Raw genomic sequence first — 22679 nt, 5'->3', positions numbered from 1 at the left:
CCCACTCATCCCGTAGAGTAAAGGGAATCACGAGAAATCCGGGCCGAAATCTTAAGCCGTCCCAGTTGCCATGCGCAGCGCAGGGGCGGGCTGCCACACACAGGCCCGACAAGGAGGAACTGCATGACCCAACCGAGTCCCGAACATGCCGCCAACCGTCAGCTGGCCGACCAACTCCGTGCTGAGCGGCTGAGCAAAGGCATCCAGCACTTTATCGGCGGAGAGTGGGTGGACGCCGTGAGCGGCCAGACCTTCGAAGCCAACTCTCCGGTGGACAACGCGCCCCTGGTCACGGTGGCCCGCGGCGACGAGCGCGACATTGACCGCGCTGCCCAGGCCGCCCATGACGCGTTTCAGGAATGGCGCTTGCTGCCCGGCAAGGAGCGCCGCGCTGTCCTGCACCGTATCGCTGATCTGATCGAAAAACGCTCGCAGGAAATCGCTGTGCTGGAGAGCCTCGACACCGGGCAGGCCATCCGCTTCATGAAGTCGGCGGCGGCACGCGGCGCCGAGAACTTCCGCTTCTTTGCCGACCGCGCCCCCGCCGCGCAGGACGGCCAGAGCCTGCCGGCCCCCGGCTTCGTCAACTACTCCATCCGCCAGCCCATCGGCCCGGTCGGGGTCATCACCCCCTGGAACACGCCCTTTATGCTCAGCACCTGGAAAATCGCGCCCGCGCTGGCCGCCGGCTGCACGGTGGTCCACAAGCCCGCCGAGTGGTCGCCCGTGAGCGCCACGCTGTTGGCCGAGATCATGGACGAGGCGGGACTGCCTAAGGGCGTGCACAACCTGGTGCACGGCTTTGGCGAGGACGCAGGCAAGAGCCTGACCGAGCATCCGCTGATCAAGGCCGTGGCCTTCGTGGGCGAAACCACCACCGGCAGCCACATCATGCGTCAGGGGGCCGACACCCTCAAGCGCGTCCACTTTGAGCTGGGCGGCAAAAACGCGGTGGTCGTCTTTGACGACGCCGATCTGGACAAGGCTCTGGACGCCGTGGTGTTCATGATCTACTCGCTCAACGGCGAGCGCTGCACTTCGTCTAGCCGCGTGCTGATCCAAGAAGGCATCTACGACGAGTTCACCGCCCGCATCGCCGAGCGTGCGGGCAATATCCGTGTAGGCGACCCGCTGGACCCCGCCACCGAAGTCGGCCCGCTGGTTCACCCCCGTCACTTCGAAAAGGTCTGCTCCTACTTTGAGAAGGCCCGCGAAGAAGGCGCGACCATCGCGGTGGGCGGCGAAAAAGTGGGTGACACGGGCAACTTCGTGCGTCCGACCCTGTTCACGGGTGCCCGCAACGATATGCAGATCGCCCAGGAAGAGATCTTCGGCCCGGTGCTGACAGCGATTCCCTTCAAGGACGAGGCCGAAGCCCTGCAACTCGCCAACGGCGTGCGCTACGGCCTGGCGGGCTACCTCTGGACCAGTGATGTCACCCGCGCCCACCGCTTTGCGCAGGGCATGGAAGCGGGCATGATCTGGGTCAACTCCGAAAACGTGCGTCACTTGCCCACCCCGTTTGGCGGGGTCAAAGATTCCGGCATCGGGCGCGACGGCGGCGACTATAGTTTTGAGTTCTACATGGAAACCAAGAACATCGCCGTGTCGCTGGGCACCCACAAGACCGCCCAGCTGGGCGTGGGCAAAGCGCCCGCCATCGCCCCGAAGGAAGCCGGAGAGTGATCCAGTCCCGCCGCGTCCTGCTGACCGGAGCCGCTGGCACGGTGGGCCGGTCCCTGCGCCGGAGCCTGGCCGGGCAGTTCGCGTTGCTGCGCCTGAGCGACCGGCCCGGCACCGATCTGGGAGCGGCGGCACAGGGCGAGGAGATCGTCTACGCCGACCTGACCGACCCGGGCCAGGTGCAGGAAGCTGCGCAGGGCATGGACGCCATCATCCACCTGGGCGGGATCTCCACCGAAGGCGAGTTTGGGACCATTTTGGACGTGAACATCGCCGGGATGCATCACCTGATGGAAGCGGCCCGCTGGGGTGAGGTGCGGCGGGTGGTGTTCGCCTCCAGCGTGCACGCCGCCGGGTTCTACCCGCGCTCCGAGACGGTCAGCCCAAGCATGCCGGTGCGGCCCGACACCTACTACGGCGTCAGCAAAGTATTCGCCGAGGCGCTGGGGCGGATGTACTGGGACAAGTACGGGCTGGAGTTCGTGGCGGTGCGGATCTATTCCTTTGCCGAAGCGCCGGAGAACCGCCGCCATCTGTCCAGCTGGCTCAGCCCGGGTGACGCGGCGCAGCTGTTCGGCAACGCTATTTCAGCGCCGGGCATCGGTTTCCTGACGGTGGCCGGAACCAGCGCCAACACCCGCAAGTGGGTCACGGAAGACGGCTGGGACGCGCTGGGGTACGACCCGCAGGATAACGCTGAGGTCTACGCGGAGGCACTGCCTGAGGAAGAGGCTGACCCCAGCGACCCTGCCGAGCAGTACCAGGGCGGCGTGTTTACCCGCCGCGAGTTTACGGATAAACACCGAAGTGACAAGGACAGAAAAGGAGCAAAGAAATGACTGTAGCCGACAAGAAAATTCCGAGCATGGCCGAGATGTCCGGCCAACCTGGAGCGAAGACCGGAGCAGAGTTCCTGGAGCGTCTGCGCCGGAATCCACCGACCCTCTACATCGACGGGCAGCGGGTCGAAGACCCCACCACCCACCCCTCGACCAAGAACATGAGTGCCTCGCTGGCGGGACTGTACGACCTCCAGCACAGCCCCGAATACCGCGACCTGCTGACCTTTGAAGAGGGTGGTGTGCGCTATGGCCGCTCCTTTATGGTGCCCCGCACCAAAGAAGACCTGCGGACCATCGGCGAGGCCCACCGCGTGCGCGCCAACTACGGCCTGGGTTTCCTGGGCCGCGCCCCCGACTACATGAACGCCAACGTGATGGCTGCTGGTGAGGGCGCAGACTATTTTGCCCGCTCCAAGCCCAAGGGTGACTACGCTGTGGACTTTTCCGAGAACATGCGCCGTTACGCCCGGTTCGTGCGTGACAACGACCTGTGCCTGACCCACGCGCTGACCAACCCGCAGGTCAACCGCGCTAAGCTCGAAGGCGAGCTGCCCGACCCCTACATCGCGCTGGGCATCGTCGAAGAAACGCCCGAAGGCGTGATCGTGCGCGGCGCCCGCATGATGGCGACCTTGCCGATCGCCGACGAAATCCTGATTTTCCCCTCCACGGTGCTGCGCTCCAACGACAAAGAGAGCATCTACGCGATGGGCTTTGCCGTGCCGTGCAACGCACCGGGCATCAGCTTCCAGTGCCGCGAACCGATTGATGTGGGCCGCGACCCCGAAGACCACCCGCTGAGCAGCCGCTTTGACGAGCAAGACGCCTTCGTGATCTTCGACGACGTGCTGGTTCCCTGGGAGCGCGTATTCCTGCTGTACGACGTAGAGCTGGCCAACAACGCCTACGCCGGTACAGGCGCGGTACTGCACATGGCCTATCAGGTCGTGAACCTCAAGGTCGCCAAGACCGAAGCTTTCCTGGGAACCGCCCAGAGCATCGTGAACGCCATCGGCTCCGGGCAGTTCCAGCACGTCCAGAGCAAGATGGCCGAGATCATCGTGATGCTGGAAATCATGAAAGGCCTTGAGGTCGCGGCCCGCGAGCAGGCCGAACCCAACGAGTACGGTGTCATGACCCCGGCCCGCCGTCCACTGGACGCGGCCCGCAACTACTACCCGGCCAATCACGCCCGCCTGCCGGAGCTGCTGCAACTGCTGGGGGCTTCGGGCATCATCATGATGCCGTCCAAGGCCGACCGTGAAGGACCGCTGGGTGAGCAGATCGCCCGCTTCCTGCAGGCGGGCAACGCCAGCGCCGAGGACCGCCTGAAGCTCTTCCGCTTGGCCTGGGACATGGGCATGAGCAGCTTTGCTGGCCGTCAAGAGCTGTACGAGCGCTACTTCTTCGGTGACCCGGTGCGGATGCACTCGGCCCTGTACGAAGTCTATGACAGCACTGAAGCGGTGCAGCGCATTCAGGACTTCCTGAACCGTGACGGTATGTACGCCGAAGGAGGCAAAAACCAATGAACCCCGATGTGATCCGTATCGCCCAGGCGATCTTTACTGTCCGTGATCTGGCTGCCAGCCGTGAATTCTACGTGGACCTGCTGGGCATGAACGTGCTGCACGAGGAGTCGAACGCCCTGTACCTGCGCGGCGTGGAAGACCGCGAGTGGACCCTCAAGCTCGAACAGTGCGGGGAAGGCGAGACACCCCGCGTGCGGCACCTGGGCTACCGGGTGCGCGACGAGGCCAGCCTGGACGCCTTGGTGGCCCTGGCCGAAGAAAACAAATTGCCGCACCGCTGGGAAGAGGAACTGGACCGTCCCCGCATCCTGCGCCTGCAAGACCCGTTCGGCATCCCGGTGGCCTTCTACCACGAGGTGAAAACCTACCCCTGGCTGCTGCAGGAGTACCACCAGCACCGCGGCCCCGGTCTGCAGCGGGTGGACCACTGCAACGTGCGCGTGCCGGACGTCAAAGCCACCATGGACTGGTACATGAAGGAACTGGGCTTCCGCCTGTCCGAGTACACCGTGGACGAAAACGACGGTCACTGGGCCGCCTGGATTCAGCGCCGCGGCGGTGTCCACGACTTTGCCCTGACCAACGGCGCCGGCCCCTGCCTGCACCACTGGGCCTACTGGATGCCCGATGCCATGAGCATCATCAAGACCTGCGACATCCTGGCGGGTGCCCGCAAGCCTGAACTGATCGAGCGCGGCCCTGGCCGTCACGGTGTTTCCAACGCCTTTTTCCTGTACATCCGCGACCCCGACGGCCACCGCATCGAGCTCTACACCAGCGACTACATCACGGTGGACCCCGACTTCGAGCCGATCCGGTGGATGCGCGACGATCCCCGCCGCCAGACCCTCTGGGGAGCCAAAACCCCCAAGAGCTGGTTCGAAGAGGCCAGCCCGATGGAAGCTTTCGGCGGCGGCATTCAGACCCCCAAAGAGGGCGCACTGACCGGCATTCCCGTGCATGTGATCTAAGTCACCTGAGGCAGCGGGCAGAGAGCGATTCGGCCCTCTGCCCCTGGCTCTTGTTCAAACATATGGCTGTGTTCCTGACTCCTGGGCACCGGCCAGAAGGAGAAAAACATGAAAACCGCAAACTTTATGGTGGGTGGCCGCACCCTGACCGGCGAACTGCGCCAAGACGGCCTGCTGTATGACGCCGCTGGTGAGAGCCATAACCCCGACGACGTGCAGTTCCTGCTGCCTCTCAAACCCGGCAAAGTCATCGCGCTGGCGCTGAACTACGGCGATCACGTCAAGGAATTGGGGTTCGAGAAGCCTGAAGAACCTGTGATGTTCCTCAAGCCCAACACCAGTTTGCTGCCCCACGGCGGTACGGTGATCTACCCGCGTGGCGCCCAGTACATGCACTACGAGTGCGAACTGGCCATCGTGATCGGGCGCGACGCCCGCCGCGTCAAGGAAAAGGACGCCGAGGATTACATCGGCGGCTACACCATCTCCAACGATCTGGTGGTGCGCGACTACGTGAGCAACTACTACCGCCCCCCCATGCGCGCCAAGGGCTGGGATACCTTCGGTCCCATGGGGCCGTATTTTGTCACCAAAGACGAGATCAAAGATCCCTACGATCTGGCGATCCGCTCATATGTGAACGACGAACTACGCCAGGAAGGCAGCACGTCCGACATGATCCGCCGTGGCCCCGAACTGATCGAATTCATGAGCCGCTTCATGACCCTCGAAGCCGGCGACGTGATTCTGACCGGCACCCCCAAAGGCGTGAGCCATGTTCACCCCGGCGACGTGATGCGCATGGAAGTGGAAGGCCTGGGTGCCCTGGTAAACCCGGTCGCCCTGGAAGACGAGAGCGCTGAGCCCTTGATCGCCGAAGAAGGAGAGCGGAAGTAAGAAGGCAGAAGGCGGCAAACCGGCGGCAGAAGGCAATCGCTGCTTCTGCCAAGGCTCCGGCTCTTTGGGGGCCAGCCGCCTTCAACCTATGACTTTCTGCACCGATATGCCCCACCTCACTGTCGAGTACACCGATAACATCAATACGCCGCGCATCCCCGAGCTGTTGCGGGAGTTGAACGGCGTCCTGCTGGCCCACGCCAACACCTACCCTGTGGGTGGGATTCGCGCCCGTGCCTACCGCCTCAGTGAGTACGAAGTGGCCGACAGCACCGAGCCGAACGACGCTTTTGTGCATGTCATCCTCAAGATCGGCGCCGGGCGCAGTGAAGAGGTCCGGCAGGTCACCGGGGACCAGCTGTTTGCCGCCTTGAGCCGTCATTTCGCAGACGAGTTCGCTCACCGTCCCCTGGCCCTCTCGCTGGAAATTCAGGAATTCAGCGAAGCCGGAACCTGGAAACAGAACAACATCCATCAGCGCTACAAGAAGGCTTGAGGGCAGCGACAACTTTCAGTTCTCTGGCAGACGGCGTTGTATTCACTGGTAATGCAGCGCCGTCCGTTTAGCGTCAATCCTGCACCACATGGTGAACCCGGCAGCGGGCCTCGTAGCTTTCCTGGGCTCCGATCAGCACCACCGGATCACTCCAGCGAGCCGGCTGTCCGCTGATCAAGCGCTGGGAGCGGGTTGCTGGGGCTCCGCAGACGGTGCAGATGGCGGTCAACTTCTCTACACTTTCGGCGCGGGCCAGCAGCTCAGGCATCAGTCCAAACGGCTCGCCGCGGAAGTCCAGGTCCAGCCCGGCCAGGATCACCCGCACACCCCGGTCCGCCAGTTCAAGGGCAAGTGGAATCAGGGCTGGGCCGAAAAATTGAGCCTCATCAATGCCCACCACATTGACCTGAGTTGGTGGGGCGCTCAGCAGCGACCCTTCGCCGCTCAGGGCCTGGCGAATGGCGTCCGTGTCGGCAGCGGCCTGGGCTTCCAGGGTGCGGCCAGCGTGGCTGGCCACAGCACTGATGTGGTAGCGGCTATCCAGCGCCGGCTTGAAGACGGCCACCTGCTGACGGGCAATCACCGCGCGGCCGACCCGGCGAATCAGTTCTTCACTTTTGCCACTGAACATCGGCCCCACGATCACTTCAAGGTGGCCTCCGGCATAGGGGGATCTGAGCACAGGCAACTATACCGCCGGCCCAGTCAAATCTCCCTCTGGAACTGCTTGGAACAGACTGGGGACGCTCCTGTCAGGTGAGGTTGCGCTGCCCCATCCCTAAAGAAACCACCATAAAGTTGAGCCAACCGTCACGGCGATACAAATCCTCTCATTCTGCTCATTTGCGTCATGTAACCGGCGAGGCGGTGCATTAATCTAAACGTCATGAAGCAGTCGCGCGACCTGATCTGGACCGTGCTGCTGGTCAGCTTGACGCTGGTCAGCATGATTGCTTTGACTCCCAGGTTGCTGCGCGACTCGGCTCAGGGGGCCGAACTGGAATATCAGGCGGGGCGGTATGGCCAGGCCGAGGACATCCTGACCACCATTCTCAGTGAGACGCGCGACGACCCTGACGCCTTGGTGTTGCGTGGCCTCAGCCGCTTCCGCCAGGGCAACTTGCCAGGGTCCAGGGCCGACCTGGAACAGGCCGTGGCTCTGGCGCCGGAGTACGCCGACGCCTGGTACGGTCTGGCCATGGTGGCCCGCGCGAATGGGGACCGCGAACTGGCCGCGCAGCACCTCAGCCGTGCGCTGGCCCTGGAGCCGAAGCGGGATGAGTTTCTGGAGTTGCAGTCCGATCTGCCGCGTGTCTTCGGACCGCGTGAGCACAAGGCCCGCCCAGCGGAACTTCGGCTGCCGTTCAGGGTTCAGGGGGACCGCCTGGCCAGGGTGGACCAACCCATGACGGTGCGGGCAGTGAACATGGGTGTGGCAGTGCCGGGCCACTTTCCGGGTGAATTTGCGCCGGATCAGCTGTACGCCGAGTGGACCGCGCAGATGGCCGCCATGAACGCCAATGCACTGCGGGTCTATACCATTTTGCCGCCCGCCTTTTATCAGGCCCTCCGCGACCATAACCTGAAGGCAGAGCAGGCGGGCCGCCCCCCGCTGTACCTGATTCAGGGGGTCTGGACCGAGTTGCCCCCGGAGGACGACTACCGGGGCGACTTTCAGCAGGAATTCACTGCGGAGATGGACCGGGTGCTGGGCGCGGTGCATGGTGACGTGGACCTCCCTTCCTGGCCTGGACATGCCAGTGGCCGCTACGACGCGGACGTCAGCCCCTGGCTGCTCGGCTATGTGATTGGGCGCGAGTGGGAGCCTTACAGCGTGGTCGCCTACAACAGACTGGCGGCTGGGGCAGCTCAGTACCAGGGTGAATACTTCCTTACCCAGGCGGCCAGTCCCATGGAAGTCTGGCTGGCCGAGGTGATGGATCACCTGGCCCGCGAGCAGATGCGCCGCTACCATCAGCAAACCCCCATCGCCTTTACCAACTGGCCCACCCTGGACCCTCTGCGTCACGTCTCCGAAGCCACCGAAGCCGAGGAAAATGCCCTGCGCCGTCAGCGGGGTGAGGATGTGGGGGCCGGCCCACCCCGGCTGTCACACAATGAGGATGAAGTGACGCTGGACGCCCGCCATATTCAGCCCACCGCGCAGAACCGGGCTGGGACCTTCGCGGCTTTTCACGCCTATCCCTACTATCCCGACTTTATGAACAACGAAGCGGCCTACCGTGAGTCGCCAAGCGGCAATTATCCCGCCTATCTGGCGGAGTTGCGCCAGCACTTTGGGGAGATGCCAGTTCTGATTGCCGAGGTGGGCGTGCCCAGCAGCCGGGGCCTGGCGCATTTTCAGGCGCAGGGATTCCATCACGGTGGGCACAGTGAGGCGGAGCAGGCCCGGCTAGACGTGGCCTTGGTGCGTCAGGTGGAGGATGCCGGGCTGGCTGGCAGCGCGGTCTTTTCGCTGATGGACGAATGGTTCAAGCGCAACTGGCTGTATCAGGAACTGGAGCGCCCCGCCGATCATGGAGTGCGCTGGCACAATGTCATGGACCCGGAGGAGAACTACGGTCTGATCGCGGCCGATCCCGTCGGTGAAGTGCCGCTATGTGGCCCAGGCACGGCCCGCTGGCCGGAGGTGCCAGGGATACCAGGGGTGCAGGCCTGGGCGACGGCACGGTACTTGCATCTGGTGTTTCCCAGCGGCCTCAAGCTGGCGGGCGCGCCACGGGTCGACACTCTGGCACTGGACACCCACCCCGCTGCGGGCGATGAATTCCAGATTGTCCTGGGTGACCAGACCGGGCGGCTGACGGTCAATGCAGGCTATCAGCCCTTCAAATTGCGTGGCGGGGGAGAGCAGGTCTACTATCTGCCTGACCTGCAGGCGGTCCCTGAAGCGGACGGCCCCTATGTCAGCTTCCTGACCATGCCCAATGCCCGGCGGATCGGGCGTGACGGCACCGTTTATCCGCCGCAGCTGGACGAGCCGGGGCAGCTCCAGGGTGGGCCCACCGAACCGGAAAACGCCCGCCGCGCCACGCAGGACTTTTGCCGTACGGGAGCCCGTGTTCACCTGCGGCTCCCCTGGACACTGATTGGTGTGACCGATCCCAGCGAACGGCGGGTCCTGAGTGGTGATCAGCCAGGCGGCAGCCAGGCTGTGGCGGACATTGGCCTGTCGGTGGGTGGCCGGCAGGGGCGCTGGACCTGGGAGCCCTGGACCGAGCCGGAGTATGCCCTGCGCCTCAAACCGGCCTACGCCGCCCTGAAACAGGCCTGGCAGGAGCCTGCGCCATGAATCAAGTCTGGCGCCGGACCCTGCTGCTGCCCGTGACTCAGATCATTCTGATCCTGAACGTGCTGCTGACCCTGACCGTGACCTGGCTGGTCTATGCCCTGGCGCTGAACTTGCTGGCCAACGCGGTCCACCGTTCCTTGATCGTCACCCTGCTGGCACTGGCGAGTGTCACGCTGGTGCTGGTGTTCCTGGCGACCTTGCAGATGCTGTACGCCTACCACACCTCGCGTCTGGACCGCCAGCGTGATGAGGCGGCAGCGCTGGACCGGGTCAAGATTCAGCATTTCCTGGCCACCGGCACCCTGCCGGACCGTCTGAGTCAGGCCGGAGAGAACCAGGTACTGCTGCTGCGTGAGCAGGCCGGTGAGCGTGAAGCCCAGCAGCTTCAGGTGCTGTATGCGGGGCTGCGGCTGCGCCAGCGTGACGAGGAGATGGTCATGTCGCGGGCCCATCCCAACCTGCGCATCGCGGCCCTGGAAAGGCTGGCGCTGCTGGCTGATCCCCATAGCCTGCCGACCATGTTGCGGGCTGCTCATGTCGTGACGCCGGGGGGTGATCCCACGGCCCTGTCCAGCTTGGCGCTGCTGGGCGCGGCCCGTATTCTGCGGCGCGGCGACGCGTCGGTCCTGGAATTGCTGCCCGTGCTTGAAGGTGCGGCGCTGACCCAGCAGCAAGGCACCGAAGCACTGAGCATCCTGGGAAAGCGGGCTGGACCACTGATTCAGGAGCTGGCACGGCACTCCCGCCCCGCCCTGCGTGCGCTCTCGGCACGTGGGGCCGCACTCGGACCCAGGGCCGAACACTATCCGCTGGCCCTGAACCTGCTGCGTGATCCCAGCCCGGATGTGCGGGCGGCGGCCCTGCGGCTGTACGTGGCTTTGGATGTGACGGCACCGAACGATCTGGAGCAGCTCAACGCCCTGGCCCAGGATCCCGCGTGGTTTGTACGTGGGCAGGCGGTCAAGGCGCTGGCAGGGGTGCGTCCCCTGCCCGAAGCGAGTCTGTGGGACAGTCTGGGCGATTCGAACTGGTGGGTGCGCCACAACGCGGGCCAGGCGCTAGCCATTTCTTTGCAGGGTCAGCAGTTGCTGCGTCAGGCCCTGAGCCATCCAGACGCTTTTGCGCGGGATACGGCGCGGGCTGCCCTGCAGACCGAGGTCGCCGTCTGATGACCCTTTCGGCGGTCGAATTTCTGTTTCTGGCCTACCTGACCCTGCTGAATTTCTGGAGTGCGGTGGGGCTGTACGCCACGGTTCAGGAACTGCGGCGCACGGTCAGGCGCAATCAGTCCCTGCGCTTCGAGAGCTTGCTGAACGCCGGCGCCCATCAACCGATTTCGGTGCTGGTTCCGGCCCACGACGAACAGGAAACCATCCTGGGCAGCGTCTCGGCGCTGCTGAATCTGCGCTACCCGCAGTTTGAGATTATCGTGATTTCCGACGGGTCCACCGACCCTACCATGCAGGTCCTGCATGAGCACTTTGATCTGCGGGAAACCTTGCCGGTCAGCGCCGTGGCACTTCAGACCGAACCGATTCGGGCGATCTGGCGCTCACAGCGCTTCCCACAACTGACCGTGATCGACAAGGAAAATGGCGGTAAGGCCGACGCCCTGAATGCCGGACTGCGCTACGCGGGATATCCGCTGTTCTGTTCGATTGATGCCGATAGCCTGCTGGATGAAGAAGCGCTGGTGCGGGCGGCCCGCCGCTTTGCCGATCAAGAGGAGTTGCTGGCAGTGGGCGGCACGGTGCGTCCCATGAACGGCGTGACCCTGCAGGGGGGACGCGTTGTTGATATGACCATGCCAGGCAGCACGGTAGAGCGCTTTCAGGTGATGGAATATGTGCGGGCCTTCTTCACCGGCCGCACTGCCCTGAGCAGTTTCGGCCTTCTTTTGATCGTCAGTGGAGCATTTGGCCTGTTTCGCCGTGCCGAGGTGGTGCAGGCGGGCGGCTACAACCGGGAGACGGTGGGCGAAGACATGGAACTGATCGTGCGGCTGCATCGCTGGGCACGCGACCAGCGCCGCCCTTACGCGATCCAGTACGTGATTGACCCAGTGTGCTGGACCCAGGTACCGGATACCTGGCAGGGACTGCGCCGTCAGCGGGACCGCTGGCAGCGTGGGTTGCTTGAGAGCCTGTGGCTGCACCGCCGGATGCTGTTCAATCCGCGCTATGGGCGCATTGGGATGGTGGCGATGCCCTACCACATCTTTTTCGAGGCGTTGGCTCCGGCGCTTGAACTGGGCGGCCTGTTTCTGGCGGTGTTCCTGATCGTCACCGAGCGCTACGACGCCACCTTCGTGGTGCTGTTTTTCCTGCTGGCGGTGGGCTTCGGCACCCTGCTCAGTTCCAGCTCACACGCCATCGAAGTCTTTTTGCGTCACCGTCTGGGGCGCCCCAGGGACCGCCTGCTGCTGCTCGGCTACGCGCTGCTGGACAACCTCGGTTACCGCCAGTGGAACTTGCTGATCCGCCTGTGGGCCTCACTGACCCTGGTGGCCAAACGTGGGCAGTGGGGCGGGCAGCAGCGCCGCCGCATCGATCAGGGCGCGGTCACCGGGCCAGCCCAGTCCGAGGCGGACCCGGTTCGCTCACGCTAGAAGCTGTCCGGAAAATGGGGGGCGCCGCCTGATTGCGTTCCTACCGACTCGCTCTCCTGCGGAGCTGTGCCAGTCTGCTCACGGAAAATCATAGAAGTGCGTCCGCTTCTCCGGTTTTCCGGGAGCAGCCTCTAGGCACAGAGGGTATCAAAGCAGAGCGGACCACCCCCTACGTTTAGGGCTGGTCCGCTCTGGAACCCAGGGGTCAGCTGACCCAGCGCCACTCGCGCAGATAGGCGTCAAAGTCGTCCAGGACGTCTGCCAGATTGTGGGCATGGGGCAGTCGGGCCTGCAGCTCCGTGCGGTCTGCCGCCAGATAGTCACCTAGGGTGGCGGGCTGCTCGGCACTCAGCAGGTCGTCCAGATCGTTCAGGGTGTCCTCGTAGCTGGCCTTGACCCAGGGACGCTGCCGTGACAGCTCGCCCAGGAAATTCTCGGCGGCGTGGATCAGCAGTGGCTCGCCCTGCACGATATGGGCGGCATGCGAAAAAGGCAGGGTCATACTTATGCCTTCCAGCCGGGGAATCCGGAAATGGCGACCAGGGTGGGGCGGGGCACTCGGCTGCCAGGTGCGGCGGCAAAGTTGCTGGTAAGTTGATCCAGGCTCTCGGAGTCTTCGCCGGGGTGCTGAATGGACACGAACAGCGTCTTGCCGTCTGGGGACCACACCGGACCGGTCATTTCGGCGTCTACCGGACCGACGGCGAAGCGGTAGGCCTTGCCGGCGTTGGGGCCTTCGGTGGGGAAGAAGAACATGGCGTTGTTGCCGTGGAAGTCCTTGATCGGGTTGCTGCCCAGATCGGAGTTGTCCGTCACCATCCACAGGTTGCCGTAAGGGTCGAAGACCAAGTTGTCGGGGCTGGCAAAGCCGGCGCTGGGGCCGCCATAGGCGAATACATCCCAGCCGAAAGTTTCGGCGCTGTGGTCATGGCCTTTTTCGGTCAGCTTGACGATGTGTCCGAAGTAGTTGCCGTGCTTGGAATTGTTGGTCAGGGCAATGTACACGTCACCATTCAGCGGGTGCACTTCGATGTCTTCGGGGCGGTCCACCGGGGTGCCGCCCACGGCCAGTGCAGCGGCGCGGGCATCGGCCAGCACGTCGGCCTGGCCAGCGAACAGCAACTTGTCGCCGTTCTTGGCTTCACGCAGTTTGGCATTCTTGTCGTAGTCCAGCAGCACCCAGCTGCCGTTGCCGAAGTTGGCGACGTACAGGTCGCCGTCTTCCAGCAGGTCACGGTTGGCGCTGCGGTCGGTGCCTACGGTGCCGCGGCTGATGAACTTGTACACGCAGGAATCCTGCATGTCATCACCCATGTACACGGCCACCCGGCCATCGGCGGTGGGGACCACGGCGGCGTTCTCATGGCGGAAGCGGCCCATGCCAGTGCGCTTCTTGGGGGTCCACTCGGGATCAAAAGGGTCGATTTCGGTGACCCAGCCCTGGTGCATGGCTTCATAGCCACTGCCGTCCCAGGCCTTGGTGTAGCCGTCCACGTTCTCTTCGCAGGTCAGCAGGGTGCCCCAGGGGGTCTGGCCGCCGGAGCAGTTGCCCACGGTGCCCTTGACCATGGTGGCGCCCTTCACGTGGTCGGTGCCGCGCACCGGCCCGGTCAGCTCAATGTCGTACAGGCCGTCTACGGCGCGGTTCTTGGGATCCTTGACCACGCTCCATTTGCCGCCCTGCTGACGTACACGCACCACGCTCACGCCCATGGCCCGCTTTTCCTTTTCCATGTTGGCGGGGGTGCGCTCTTCGGTGCCCAGAAACATCGCGTTGACGTACTCATGGTTGATGGTCAGGTACGCGTCGGTGCTGCTGTGGCCGCCTTCAAGCATGTCAGCCGGGAAGTAACCCACGAAGTCGTGGTTGAAGCCGATGGTGCGGCCGTCTTCGGTAAACTCCTCGCCCCAGGGCGCCAGAATCTGGTAGCGGAAGCCGGGGGGCAGCGTCATATCGTCAGCGCGGCTCGCTTCGATCGGGCGGAAGGGCGGGTAGTAGCGGGCATTGTCGCGGGGGTCTACACCGATGGGCGCACCGTTGTTGGCGGTGGTCACGCCGCCTTGCTGCGCCTGCGCGAAGCTGACGGGTAGGGTGGCAGCCGCCGCAGTGGCCGCTGCGGTGCCGATGGCGGTGCGGCGGGTGATGCGGCGGTCCAGCAGATCGTGCCAGAAAGAAGACTTCGCGGTGGGCTCCTGCGTGCGATTTGACATACCTACAGCATTCACTCGGATTGTCAGCCTTAAGTCACAGTTCATTTGAGGTTGAGGGTGTGTTGGTCTGGAGCATGCCAGGTCAAGGTGTCCTCAAGGCCAAAGTTCACTGCTGCCGGTGTCCTGAGCGGTACGGTGCAGTTAAGGAGGTTTCACATGACCAATACCACTGACCGCGACCGCATCACCAAGCACATGCCTGTCTTTTGTGCCGAGGGCAAGAACCACGGCCTGGTAGATCACCTGGACGGCGACTACATCAAGCTGGTAAAGGACGACGAAGGCCAGCACCACTGGCTGCCCCTCAGCACGGTGGACCATGTGGACGAGTATGTTCACCTGAACCTGAACCACGCCGAGGTGCAGGAGCAGTGGCTCAGCGAAGACCCACATGGGCATCACCGGGACTGAAATCTGTTCTGTGCTCAAGCTGCCGCCCGCGGGCGGCAGCTTTTTTTAGCTCGCCGCCTCATCCGGGCGATTTTCCGGTGTCCAGCCGACCACACCGAACAGCGGATCTCCACTGGCTGGGCTGCGGTCATAGGCCGTAACCCGTAGGAATCCAGCCAGCTCCAAGTAGCGCTGGACCAAACCGACCCGCCCGGCATCGTCCAGCTGATGCCAGGCCATCACGGCTTTGGTGGGAAAGCAGCGGTTAGAAAAGCTCACCACGGTGGGCGCGCCGGGCGTCAGGGTTCGGCGCAGGCCCCGCAGCACGGTTACGGGGTCCGTCAGGTAATCAATAGAGACAGCGATTCCGGCGGCGTCAAAGCTGCCGTCTGCAAAGGGCAACGCCGGGTCCGCGTTCAGGTTGTGGACCACGTAGCGGCTTAGGCGGGGATTGGCCGCCAGTTCGTCGCGGTTCATGCCCAGGCCCACGACTTCGGCGTAGGGCACTTCCGGCGGCAGATGGCTGATCCATGAACTCATTAGGTCCAGGACGCGGCCTCCTGGGGGGAAAAATTCCCGGTACAGCTCCGTGACAGCGGCGATGGCCCCTGGGTCAATATGGGTCACGAAGCGCGGTTGGCGGTAAAACAGCTCGTCAGGTGTCTCGTCAAGGCGCCTGAAGAGTTCGGAGGGTAAGGGGTCCATGTGGGTCACTTTGCCGCCTGAGCTTCGCTGATGCCGTCACGCAACCCCCACTCTAGCGAGAGCCGAAGCCAGTCAGGATGGTCAGCACAGTTTTCCAGACGATCTTCAGATCAAGCGGCGCCGAGCAGTGCTTGACGTAATAAAAGTCATATTCAAGCTTCTCGGTGATCTGGGCCGCGCTGTCGGTGTAGCCCTGATTGACCTGGGCCCAGCCGGTGATGCCTGGGCGCACCCAGTGCCGCGAGGTGTACATGGGAATACTTTCCTCAAATTCCACGGTAAAGGCCAGCTGTTCCGGGCGCGGCCCGATAATGCTCATATCGCCGCGCAGCACGTTCCAGAACTGGGGCAGTTCATCCAGCCGGAACTTGCGCAGAAACGCCCCGACCGGCGTGATCCGCATGTCGCCCTGTTTGGCAAACGCTGGACCGGCCCGCTCCGAGTCACGGGTCATGGTCCGGAACTTGACCAGCTGAAACGGCTTGCCGTCTTGCCCCACCCGCTGCTGCCAGAACAGGATCGGACGGCCACTGTTGAAATAGACCACCAGAGCCACCAGGGCCATCAGGGGGAGCAGTACAGGAGCGGCCAGCAGCGTGAACAACACATCCAGTCCCCGTTTCCAGAACAGGTAGGTGGGCTGAAACGCGGCTTGTGTGACCCAGTTCTGGTCCACCGCCTGAAGCGAGACCCGGCCGGTCAGGTCCTCGGTCAGCAGACGTTCCGGGATGATGCTCAGCTTCATCAGCTGGGCATGTTCCAAGACGCGGTGGTGCAGCTGGCCCGAGGGTTCGTTGCGGACCACCAGGCCGTCCAATCCCCTCAGAGAGGATGGATCACGTGAGGACACCATCACCGGCTGAATGCGTTGTGTGTGCAGTGCCTCGCTGAGCTCCGGCGTGGGGGGGTCCAGAAACCCCAGCTTCAGCGGCGGGCTGCGGCGCTGCAACGTCAGTTGCGCCACTGTGCGTGCGGCCAGCCACACCAGATGCAGCGGAATCAGCGCCAGAATCAGCGGTGCCTGCCCCACGGCGATCAGCAGCGCCGCCGCGATGATCCAGGTCAGCAGCGGGACCAGATAGGCCGAGCCATGCTCGGCAAAGGCGCTCAACTGGGTCATGACCAGCGCCAAGACGCCTGCAATCACCCACAGCCAGAATGCTGCCGGAGGCACTGAGATGAATTCCAGTCCCGCTGCCACCAGCAGCAGCAGGACCACCAATCCGAAAAAGAACAGGTCCCACGCCAGTGTGAGCTGTGGGGCCTGATGACGCCTGGGAAAAGGAAAGGGAGGGTTCAGCAATGACACAAAGGGGTCCTGAGCAGATGTTTTTGAGAAAAGGCCGTCGTATACAGCAAAATAAAAGTAACTTTTCCCTCAATGCCAGCATAGAGGCCGGTGACGTGTCTTAGGTAGCCCCCAGCCTTCACCGAGCAATTACATTTGTGCGGCAAAAAGTCTCAGGTGGGCCGTCAAAAGGCGTGGAGTAGGACGCAGGCTGGCTGTCAAAGTCCCAGACTCGCGCCGCCGTCGACCCGCAGGTCACAGAGAGTGAGGTGCCGCGCCTGATCGGACAGCAGAAAAAGAATGCTGTGGGCGACATCTTCGGGATTCGCCAAGCGGCCCAGCGGAATGCCCAGTCTGAAATCCGAAGCCTGCCCGGCGATCACCTGCTGGGGCGGTACTTGCATGGCGGCCTGCATCGGTGTTGCGGTGGACCCTGGGGATACGGTGCAGACCCGCACCCCTGCAGGAGCCAACTCTAGGGCCAGAGACCCCATCAGGGTGTGGAGCGCGGCCTTAGAAGCGCCGTAAGCCCCGATCCCGGTCCGCGGCATATGCGCCGCATTGGACGTGACCGTGACGATCACGCCGCCCCCGTGCGCGGCCAGAGCGGCCCCGGCCAGCTGACTGAGCCGCAGTGGGCCCGTGGCATTGACAGTAATCAGTTCGGTCCAGTCCGCCTCTGAGACCTGTGCGCCACTGCCTGAACGCAAAATCCCGGCCACATTCACCAGATAGCGCAGGGGCTGCGGCGACGTAGCCTGCGCCGCTTGCCAGGCTGCTGCCAGCGTCTGGGGTTGTCCCAGGTCCAGGTGCAGCGGAAAGAGGTTGGGGCCAGCGACGACGGGTTGACAGTCCGCCGCCACCGTCGGCACACCCGCCGCCGCCAGCAATTGCGCGGTCGCCCGCCCAATCCCGCTGGCGGCCCCGGTCACCAGCGCGCCACCCCAGGAGAAGGTCAGCGCCAATTGCGGCGGGGTCATGTGCGCCTACTGCTGAGCCACTGCTCTAGGCGGCTGAGCCTGGCCTGAACATCCTCAGGACTGTACAGCGCCGGATGCCCCTCCAGCACCACGTTGAGGGTTTGCCCTGGGGCCGCGCTGAGTGTCCAGGCCAGGTCCTCGGTGGGGCCGGAGATCAGGCTCTGGACGGAGGCCTGCACCTCAGGGCCGAAATCCAGCGGCAAGGTAAAGGGAATGATGTTCACTTCCAGCCCGAAGAGCCGCCGCTGGCCGAGCCGCTGCCACAGTTCCTCATAGCGGAAACGGGCATGGGGACGCAGCTCCTGTAACGTGGCGCGAATCTGCCGCGCGGCGTGTCCGAGGTCGGCGGGGTCCAGGATGGCGGGCGCAGGAGTGGGCAGGGGCAGCATGTTCATTCTCATCAGCGGCACGCCCGCGGCAGGGGTACCCATCCGGTTCATCATGGCCAGGCCGGTTAGCGGCTCCGCTTCGCCAGTCTCAAGCCACCAGTCGTGCGCCAGCAGGGCCAGCAGCCATTCGGCCCAGTTGACGCCGGCCTGTTGCGCCAGCGTTTCCAGTTCACGCCGGGTGTCTAGGCCAAGTTGTACGCTGGCGCGGTGGCCCCACGCCAGACCGCGTTCCAGCAGTGGGGCCGGTTCGGCGGGTCGGTAGGTATACAGCGCCTCCAACGCGCGGGCGTCCTGCGCCGAGGCCCCTGAGGCCAGGTAGGCCGCTTCTTCCTCCAGCACCGGCCGGATATCAGCCCAGGCGGCCGGACGGGGCTGGCCCAGCGTCAGTGCCCGGTACTCGGCGGCGAGGCGTTGCCACAGCAGGGCGTAACCATAGCCGTCCAGCGCCAGGTGATGTACGCCCAGCAGGTAATTCAGCTGTCCCCCGCCCCCGTCGGTCCAGTAGGCCTGCCGGGTCAGTTCGCCGGTTTCCAGCTCGTAGGGTCGCCTGTGCCAGGCCTTCAGCGCAGCGGGAGAACGGCCTTCCCAGCGTTCAGGCTGCTGTACGGGCTGTGTTCCCAGCCAGTGCCGCACCTGTCCGTCAGCGCCCAGGGCCACCCTGGCCCGCAGCTGGGGCAGATCGGTCCAGAGCTGCTCCAGCGCCTGGAAAAACGCTGCCTCATCCACTGCGCCGCTCAGCGTTAACTGCTCGGCGGTGTGGGCTGGATCGGCTCCCGGTTCCAGCCCGCCGGACAGGGCCACGGGAGCCTGGGACGACCATTGCCAGAGCGCGGCCTGGGTCAGGGGCAAGCCGGGGTCCAGCGCCGTCATTCCGGCAAACCCTGCCACAGGGTGTCCAGGGTAGGAGAAACGGCCACATCACCGTAAGTGACCTGCAGTCCCCGTGTCTGCCAGCGTTCCAGCAGCAGCATCAGCTGGATGGAGTCCAGGCCCAGGTCCTGAAGGTCGGCCGCTGGATCAAGGTCGTCGGTGCTCAGGTTCAGTGCGGTGGCCAGTTCGGCGCGCAGGGCCCCGCGGGTCAGGGGTCCATTGTGCAGGGCACGGACGACTTCGGCAGTGCCCATCACGGCACCGCAGCGCGCCACCACATAGTTCAGCGCCTGAAGATGCTCCTCTTCGCTGAAGTCTGCCAGGGCGTCCGCGACAAAAAAGGGCTGGACATCCTGCATAAAGGCCTCAGCCGCGCTCAGCTGGCAGCCGATGTGGGCATAGACCCCGCAGATGATCAGCTGATCACGTCCCTGGTCGTTCAGACGCTCGCGCAGATTACTGCGCTGAAAGGCGCTGTAGCGCCACTTGGTCAGCACCGTCTCACCCGGCTGCGGGGCCACGCTGGGATGGATGGCCGTGGCCGCCGGGTCGTCCGGCAGGCCTGGTCCCCACATGTCGGTGAGCAGGGCGCGGTCCTTGGGGGACTGATTGCCGGGCTGGGCCGTGTAAAACACGGGAATGCCCAGCTCGCGGCAGGCGTCCAGCAACTGGGCTGTATGGGACAGCAGCTGCGGGATCGGCATTTGCGTCACCGCGAAATAGTTCAGGAAATAGAGTTGCAGGTCATGGACCAGCAGCGCGGCCCGCTCGGGACGCAGCTGCCAGTGGACTCGGTTTTCGGGCCACTGGGCCGGCATGGGGTAAGGGGCAATCTTGGGAATCATGGGTTTCCTGGGTGGGCCGTGCGTGAAAGTGTTCGCGCAGCGCCCGTTTGTTGACCTTGCCTGCTGCTGTGCGCGGCAGGGTGAGGAACTCGAATTGGTCCGGCAGTTTGTAGGTGGCCAGGCCGAGGTCCAGCAGATAACGCCGCAACTCGGCAGGGCTGGGCGGCGCAGCGGGATCGGCAGACTGAATACAGGCCAGGCTGCGTTCGCCCAGCCGTGGATCGGGCCGCCCGATCAGGGCCGCGTTGTGTACACCGGGAGCGCCCAGCAGGGCGTGCTCGATTTCCTCTGCCGCGATTTTCTCGCCGCCCCGGTTGATCTGATCTTTGCTGCGTCCGGTCACGCGCAGTGAGCCATCGGCCAGCCGGGTCACAAGGTCGCCGGTGCGGTAAAAACCGTCACGGGTAAAGGCCCGGCTGTTGTGTTCGTCTGCGCGGAAATAGCCGCAGATGGTGTAGGGGCCACGCGTGAGCAGATGGCCGGGTGTGCCGTCTGGCACGGGCTGGTCATCATCGTCCACAATCAGGATCTCGTCATGGGGACTGATGGCGAAGCCCTGGGTGTCCAGCGGCAAGGGGCCGTCCAGCCGGGTGTAGTTGACCAGGCCCTCCGCCATGCCGAAAACCTGTTGCAGGGTGGCGCCCAGCTGCTGCGGAACCTGAGCCGCCACTTCCGGGGCCAGTGGTGCGCCGCCGACCTGCACCACCGCCAGACTGGCCGGGACCGGGCGCCGCGCCGCCGCCTCCAGCCAGACCAGCAGCAGCGCGGGTACCAGGGCGACCATGTTGATCCCGTAGCGCTCCATCAGACCGAAACAGGTGCCGGGGTCGGGCTGCGGGGCGATCACCACCTGCCCGCCCACATGCAGTGTGCCCAGGCTGCCGGGTGAGGAAAGCAGAAAATTGTGGGCCAGTGGCAAGGCGGCCAAATAAACGGTCTGCGGCGACAGTGCACAGATTTCCGCGCTGGCCCGCACCGAGTAGAGGTAATCGTCGTGCGTGCGGGGAATCAGCTTGGGGGTGCCGGTACTGCCGCCAGAGAGCTGATAAAAGGCGGGTTGATCGGGGTCCTGCTGGCGGCCGGGCCAGGTGGGCATGGCCGCCAGGTCGGTACGCTGGAGTTCGGAACGGTGGGGTGCGGAACGGTCCAGGTCCAGCGGCTGAAGCAGCGTCCTCACCGGGAGCGGCAGGTTGCCCAGCTGCGCTTGTAGCTCGCGTCCCACCGGCTGATCCGGGCCGATGTACAGCTGCGCTTCTGTCTGACGCACAAAGGCTGTGATTTCATGGTGCCGGTGGGCGGGCAGGGCCAGCACGGGCCGCACCCCGGCCAGCAGCAAGCCGAAGAAGTTGAAGAAGAATTCCGGATGGTTGGGTAGGTGCAGCACGGCTGCGTCGCCAGGGCGCAGGCCCAGGCCAGTGAACTGCTGCGCCCGCTCGCCACTTTGCTGCCACAGGTCACGGTAATTCCATTGGCGTTCGGCCGTGACCAGGGCGGGGGAGGCACCATAACGCTGTGCCCGCTCCCACAGCCAGTCGGTGAAGGTCTGGCCCTGCCAGTAGCCCAACTCGCGGTAGAGAGCCGCCCGCTCGGCGGGCCAGGGGGTAAAGTCAGACCCGGAAGACACGGAGTGTTCAGGCATGGACGGCTCCTTGTTCCAGTGGGTGCCGGACGCCCAGCGCCGCCAGCATGATGCCCAGCTTGGCACGAGTTTCGGCGCATTCCGCAGCTGGGTCCGAATCGGCCACGATGCCTGCTCCGGCCCACAGCCGCACCTGACGGCCCTGAATCTGGGCGGCGCGGATGCCCAGCGCCCATTCGCCGTCGCCCTGGGCGCGGCACTCCGCCGACCGCGGGTGTGGGATGCACGATGTCCAGCACATCCAGCACCGTGACGTCTGGGCGCAGTTGCCCACCGATACGGGTGCCCAAATGCCACAGGGACGGGGTACCGACCAGGCTGGGCCGCGCTGGGACGTCCAGCTTCCGGCACAGTGGCGCCAGGAGGTCGGCCATGTTCTGCACCATCAGGGCATGTTCGTGGCGGTCCTTGGCGCTGCCCAGCAGGGCCTGAGCCGCCTGCGCGTCTTGCTCGGCGTCCCGCTTGCGGCGGCGGGTGCCGGCGAGGGGCTGAAGACTGAGCTGTCCGCCCTGGACCCGGACCAGCAGTTCCGGACTGGCCCCGGTCCAGAATCCACCATCCGGCAGCGGAAGCGTGAAGACATACGCGCTGGGGTGGGTGCGGCACAGGTGGGTATGTAGCCTGGACATGTCGGCCGGCTGGTCCAGCTCAAGCTGTAGCTCGCGGGCCAGCACCACCTTGCGGAGTCGGCCACTGTGGAGTTCACGCAGTGCCGCTACGACCCGCGCCTGATAGTCCTGGTCGCTGGTGCCGCCGCGCCACTGGACCGGGCCAGCCGGAGGGCAGGGGTCCAGGTCACCAGAAGGCACTGCCGGACCAGGCACATAGAAATACCCATCCTCCTGGGGACTGAACGGCAGTGCCCCCAGAATCCACGGGGCCCCGCTGGTTTGCAGCAGGGCCTGGGCCTGGGCTGACCGCCCGCTGGCCGGAGACACCACACACTCCGCCACTTCACAGTGACAGGAAAATTCACTCTCAGGCGAACAGAACTTCATGACCATAGGGCCTCCCTAGAGC

General features: G+C 64.5%; 19 protein-coding genes and 1 pseudogene. 10 read left to right on the top strand and 10 right to left on the bottom strand.

The features are described from left to right. Nucleotides 1-123 precede the first annotated feature (123 nt). From hpaE to LMT64_RS12500, 6 genes are all read left to right on the top strand, one after another. Complete coding sequence (gene hpaE, locus LMT64_RS12525) at nucleotides 124-1686, top strand: 5-carboxymethyl-2-hydroxymuconate semialdehyde dehydrogenase (protein ID WP_126352436.1); 1563 nt, start codon at nucleotides 124-126, stop codon at nucleotides 1684-1686. Further along, the gene (locus LMT64_RS12520; RefSeq protein ID WP_170166013.1) at nucleotides 1683-2522 is read left to right on the top strand and encodes an NAD-dependent epimerase/dehydratase family protein; all 840 of its coding nucleotides are present in this window, start codon (nucleotides 1683-1685) and stop codon (nucleotides 2520-2522) included. Before hpaE ends, LMT64_RS12520 begins: the two co-directional genes overlap by 4 nt. Continuing rightward, nucleotides 2519-4057, top strand: coding sequence for a 4-hydroxyphenylacetate 3-monooxygenase, oxygenase component (hpaB, locus tag LMT64_RS12515; RefSeq protein WP_126352435.1), 1539 nt, complete (start codon nucleotides 2519-2521; stop codon nucleotides 4055-4057). Before LMT64_RS12520 ends, hpaB begins: the two co-directional genes overlap by 4 nt. Next, nucleotides 4054-5028 carry a 3,4-dihydroxyphenylacetate 2,3-dioxygenase gene (gene hpaD, locus LMT64_RS12510; RefSeq protein ID WP_126352434.1) on the top strand — a complete coding sequence of 325 codons (975 nt, stop codon included), beginning with the start codon at nucleotides 4054-4056 and terminating at the stop codon, nucleotides 5026-5028. The genes hpaB and hpaD overlap by 4 nt, the downstream gene beginning before the upstream one ends. A 108-nt stretch (nucleotides 5029-5136) precedes the next feature. After that, complete coding sequence (locus LMT64_RS12505) at nucleotides 5137-5925, top strand: fumarylacetoacetate hydrolase family protein (RefSeq protein ID WP_126352433.1); 789 nt, start codon at nucleotides 5137-5139, stop codon at nucleotides 5923-5925. A gap of 106 nt (nucleotides 5926-6031) precedes the next feature. Then, the gene (locus LMT64_RS12500) at nucleotides 6032-6421 is read left to right on the top strand and encodes a 5-carboxymethyl-2-hydroxymuconate Delta-isomerase (protein WP_126352447.1); all 390 of its coding nucleotides are present in this window, start codon (nucleotides 6032-6034) and stop codon (nucleotides 6419-6421) included. Between the two features lie 73 nt (nucleotides 6422-6494). Here the strand turns inward: LMT64_RS12500 and LMT64_RS12495 are convergent, their stop codons facing one another. Continuing rightward, a complete protein-coding gene (locus LMT64_RS12495) occupies nucleotides 6495-7103 on the bottom strand; it encodes a thymidine kinase (protein ID WP_126352432.1) in 609 nt (202 codons plus the stop codon). Nucleotides 7104-7307: 204 nt separating this feature from the next. Between LMT64_RS12495 and LMT64_RS12490 the strand changes: the two genes are divergently transcribed. The 3 genes from LMT64_RS12490 to LMT64_RS12480 are packed head-to-tail and all read left to right on the top strand — an operon-like array spanning nucleotide 7308 to nucleotide 12342. Continuing rightward, nucleotides 7308-9734, top strand: a complete 2427-nt coding sequence (locus LMT64_RS12490) for a tetratricopeptide repeat protein (RefSeq protein WP_126352431.1) — start codon at nucleotides 7308-7310, stop codon at nucleotides 9732-9734. Further along, nucleotides 9731-10903, top strand: a complete 1173-nt coding sequence (locus LMT64_RS12485; RefSeq protein WP_126352430.1) for a HEAT repeat domain-containing protein — start codon at nucleotides 9731-9733, stop codon at nucleotides 10901-10903. The genes LMT64_RS12490 and LMT64_RS12485 overlap by 4 nt, the downstream gene beginning before the upstream one ends. Next, nucleotides 10903-12342, top strand: coding sequence for a glycosyltransferase family 2 protein (locus LMT64_RS12480; protein WP_126352429.1), 1440 nt, complete (start codon nucleotides 10903-10905; stop codon nucleotides 12340-12342). Before LMT64_RS12485 ends, LMT64_RS12480 begins: the two co-directional genes overlap by 1 nt. 205 nt (nucleotides 12343-12547) lie before the next feature. Here the strand turns inward: LMT64_RS12480 and LMT64_RS12475 are convergent, their stop codons facing one another. Both LMT64_RS12475 and LMT64_RS12470 read right to left on the bottom strand, forming a co-directional pair. Then, nucleotides 12548-12844, bottom strand: a complete 297-nt coding sequence (locus LMT64_RS12475; protein WP_126352428.1) for a hypothetical protein — start codon at nucleotides 12842-12844, stop codon at nucleotides 12548-12550. 2 nt (nucleotides 12845-12846) lie between these two features. Beyond that, nucleotides 12847-14553, bottom strand: a complete 1707-nt coding sequence (locus LMT64_RS12470; RefSeq protein ID WP_126352427.1) for a PhoX family protein — start codon at nucleotides 14551-14553, stop codon at nucleotides 12847-12849. 156 nt (nucleotides 14554-14709) lie between these two features. Between LMT64_RS12470 and LMT64_RS12465 the strand changes: the two genes are divergently transcribed. Next, nucleotides 14710-14964, top strand: coding sequence for a DUF2171 domain-containing protein (locus LMT64_RS12465; protein WP_126352426.1), 255 nt, complete (start codon nucleotides 14710-14712; stop codon nucleotides 14962-14964). Nucleotides 14965-15009: 45 nt separating this feature from the next. Here the strand turns inward: LMT64_RS12465 and LMT64_RS12460 are convergent, their stop codons facing one another. The 7 genes and pseudogenes from LMT64_RS12460 to LMT64_RS14300 form a co-directional block, all read right to left on the bottom strand. Then, nucleotides 15010-15648, bottom strand: coding sequence for a class I SAM-dependent methyltransferase (locus LMT64_RS12460; protein WP_126352425.1), 639 nt, complete (start codon nucleotides 15646-15648; stop codon nucleotides 15010-15012). 52 nt (nucleotides 15649-15700) lie between these two features. Beyond that, nucleotides 15701-16951 carry a sugar transferase gene (locus tag LMT64_RS12455; protein ID WP_229253561.1) on the bottom strand — a complete coding sequence of 417 codons (1251 nt, stop codon included), beginning with the start codon at nucleotides 16949-16951 and terminating at the stop codon, nucleotides 15701-15703. Nucleotides 16952-17154: 203 nt separating this feature from the next. Continuing rightward, nucleotides 17155-17916 (bottom strand): SDR family oxidoreductase, encoded by a 762-nt coding sequence (locus tag LMT64_RS12450; RefSeq protein WP_229253560.1) that lies wholly within the window; start codon nucleotides 17914-17916, stop codon nucleotides 17155-17157. Next, nucleotides 17913-19193, bottom strand: coding sequence for a condensation domain-containing protein (locus tag LMT64_RS12445; RefSeq protein ID WP_229253559.1), 1281 nt, complete (start codon nucleotides 19191-19193; stop codon nucleotides 17913-17915). Before LMT64_RS12445 ends, LMT64_RS12450 begins: the two co-directional genes overlap by 4 nt. Next, complete coding sequence (locus tag LMT64_RS12440; protein WP_126352422.1) at nucleotides 19172-20020, bottom strand: isochorismatase family protein; 849 nt, start codon at nucleotides 20018-20020, stop codon at nucleotides 19172-19174. The genes LMT64_RS12445 and LMT64_RS12440 overlap by 22 nt, the downstream gene beginning before the upstream one ends. After that, nucleotides 19920-21659, bottom strand: a complete 1740-nt coding sequence (locus tag LMT64_RS12435; protein ID WP_126352421.1) for a (2,3-dihydroxybenzoyl)adenylate synthase — start codon at nucleotides 21657-21659, stop codon at nucleotides 19920-19922. Before LMT64_RS12435 ends, LMT64_RS12440 begins: the two co-directional genes overlap by 101 nt. Next, nucleotides 21652-22657 (bottom strand): annotated as a pseudogene (locus LMT64_RS14300) (isochorismate synthase). The gene LMT64_RS12435 and the pseudogene LMT64_RS14300 overlap by 8 nt, the downstream one beginning before the upstream one ends. Nucleotides 22658-22679 lie beyond the last annotated feature (22 nt).

This window comes from Deinococcus radiophilus (genome assembly GCF_020889625.1).
Taxonomy (GTDB): domain Bacteria; phylum Deinococcota; class Deinococci; order Deinococcales; family Deinococcaceae; genus Deinococcus; species Deinococcus radiophilus.
Note: the sequence above shows the minus strand (reverse complement) of the source record. Positions and strands in the feature narration are given on the sequence as shown.

Coding starts and splice junctions, on each gene's coding strand:
- hpaE (WP_126352436.1), top strand. CDS start 124: ATGACCCAACCGAGTCCCGAACATGCCGCCAACCGTCAGCTGGCCGAC.
- hpaB (WP_126352435.1), top strand. CDS start 2,519: ATGACTGTAGCCGACAAGAAAATTCCGAGCATGGCCGAGATGTCCGGC.
- hpaD (WP_126352434.1), top strand. CDS start 4,054: ATGAACCCCGATGTGATCCGTATCGCCCAGGCGATCTTTACTGTCCGT.
- LMT64_RS12505 (WP_126352433.1), top strand. CDS start 5,137: ATGAAAACCGCAAACTTTATGGTGGGTGGCCGCACCCTGACCGGCGAA.
- LMT64_RS12500 (WP_126352447.1), top strand. CDS start 6,032: ATGCCCCACCTCACTGTCGAGTACACCGATAACATCAATACGCCGCGC.
- LMT64_RS12490 (WP_126352431.1), top strand. CDS start 7,308: ATGAAGCAGTCGCGCGACCTGATCTGGACCGTGCTGCTGGTCAGCTTG.
- LMT64_RS12485 (WP_126352430.1), top strand. CDS start 9,731: ATGAATCAAGTCTGGCGCCGGACCCTGCTGCTGCCCGTGACTCAGATC.
- LMT64_RS12480 (WP_126352429.1), top strand. CDS start 10,903: ATGACCCTTTCGGCGGTCGAATTTCTGTTTCTGGCCTACCTGACCCTG.
- LMT64_RS12475 (WP_126352428.1), bottom strand. CDS start 12,844: ATGACCCTGCCTTTTTCGCATGCCGCCCATATCGTGCAGGGCGAGCCA.
- LMT64_RS12470 (WP_126352427.1), bottom strand. CDS start 14,553: ATGTCAAATCGCACGCAGGAGCCCACCGCGAAGTCTTCTTTCTGGCAC.
- LMT64_RS12465 (WP_126352426.1), top strand. CDS start 14,710: ATGACCAATACCACTGACCGCGACCGCATCACCAAGCACATGCCTGTC.
- LMT64_RS12460 (WP_126352425.1), bottom strand. CDS start 15,648: ATGGACCCCTTACCCTCCGAACTCTTCAGGCGCCTTGACGAGACACCT.
- LMT64_RS12450 (WP_229253560.1), bottom strand. CDS start 17,916: ATGACCCCGCCGCAATTGGCGCTGACCTTCTCCTGGGGTGGCGCGCTG.
- LMT64_RS12440 (WP_126352422.1), bottom strand. CDS start 20,020: ATGATTCCCAAGATTGCCCCTTACCCCATGCCGGCCCAGTGGCCCGAA.
- LMT64_RS12435 (WP_126352421.1), bottom strand. CDS start 21,659: ATGCCTGAACACTCCGTGTCTTCCGGGTCTGACTTTACCCCCTGGCCC.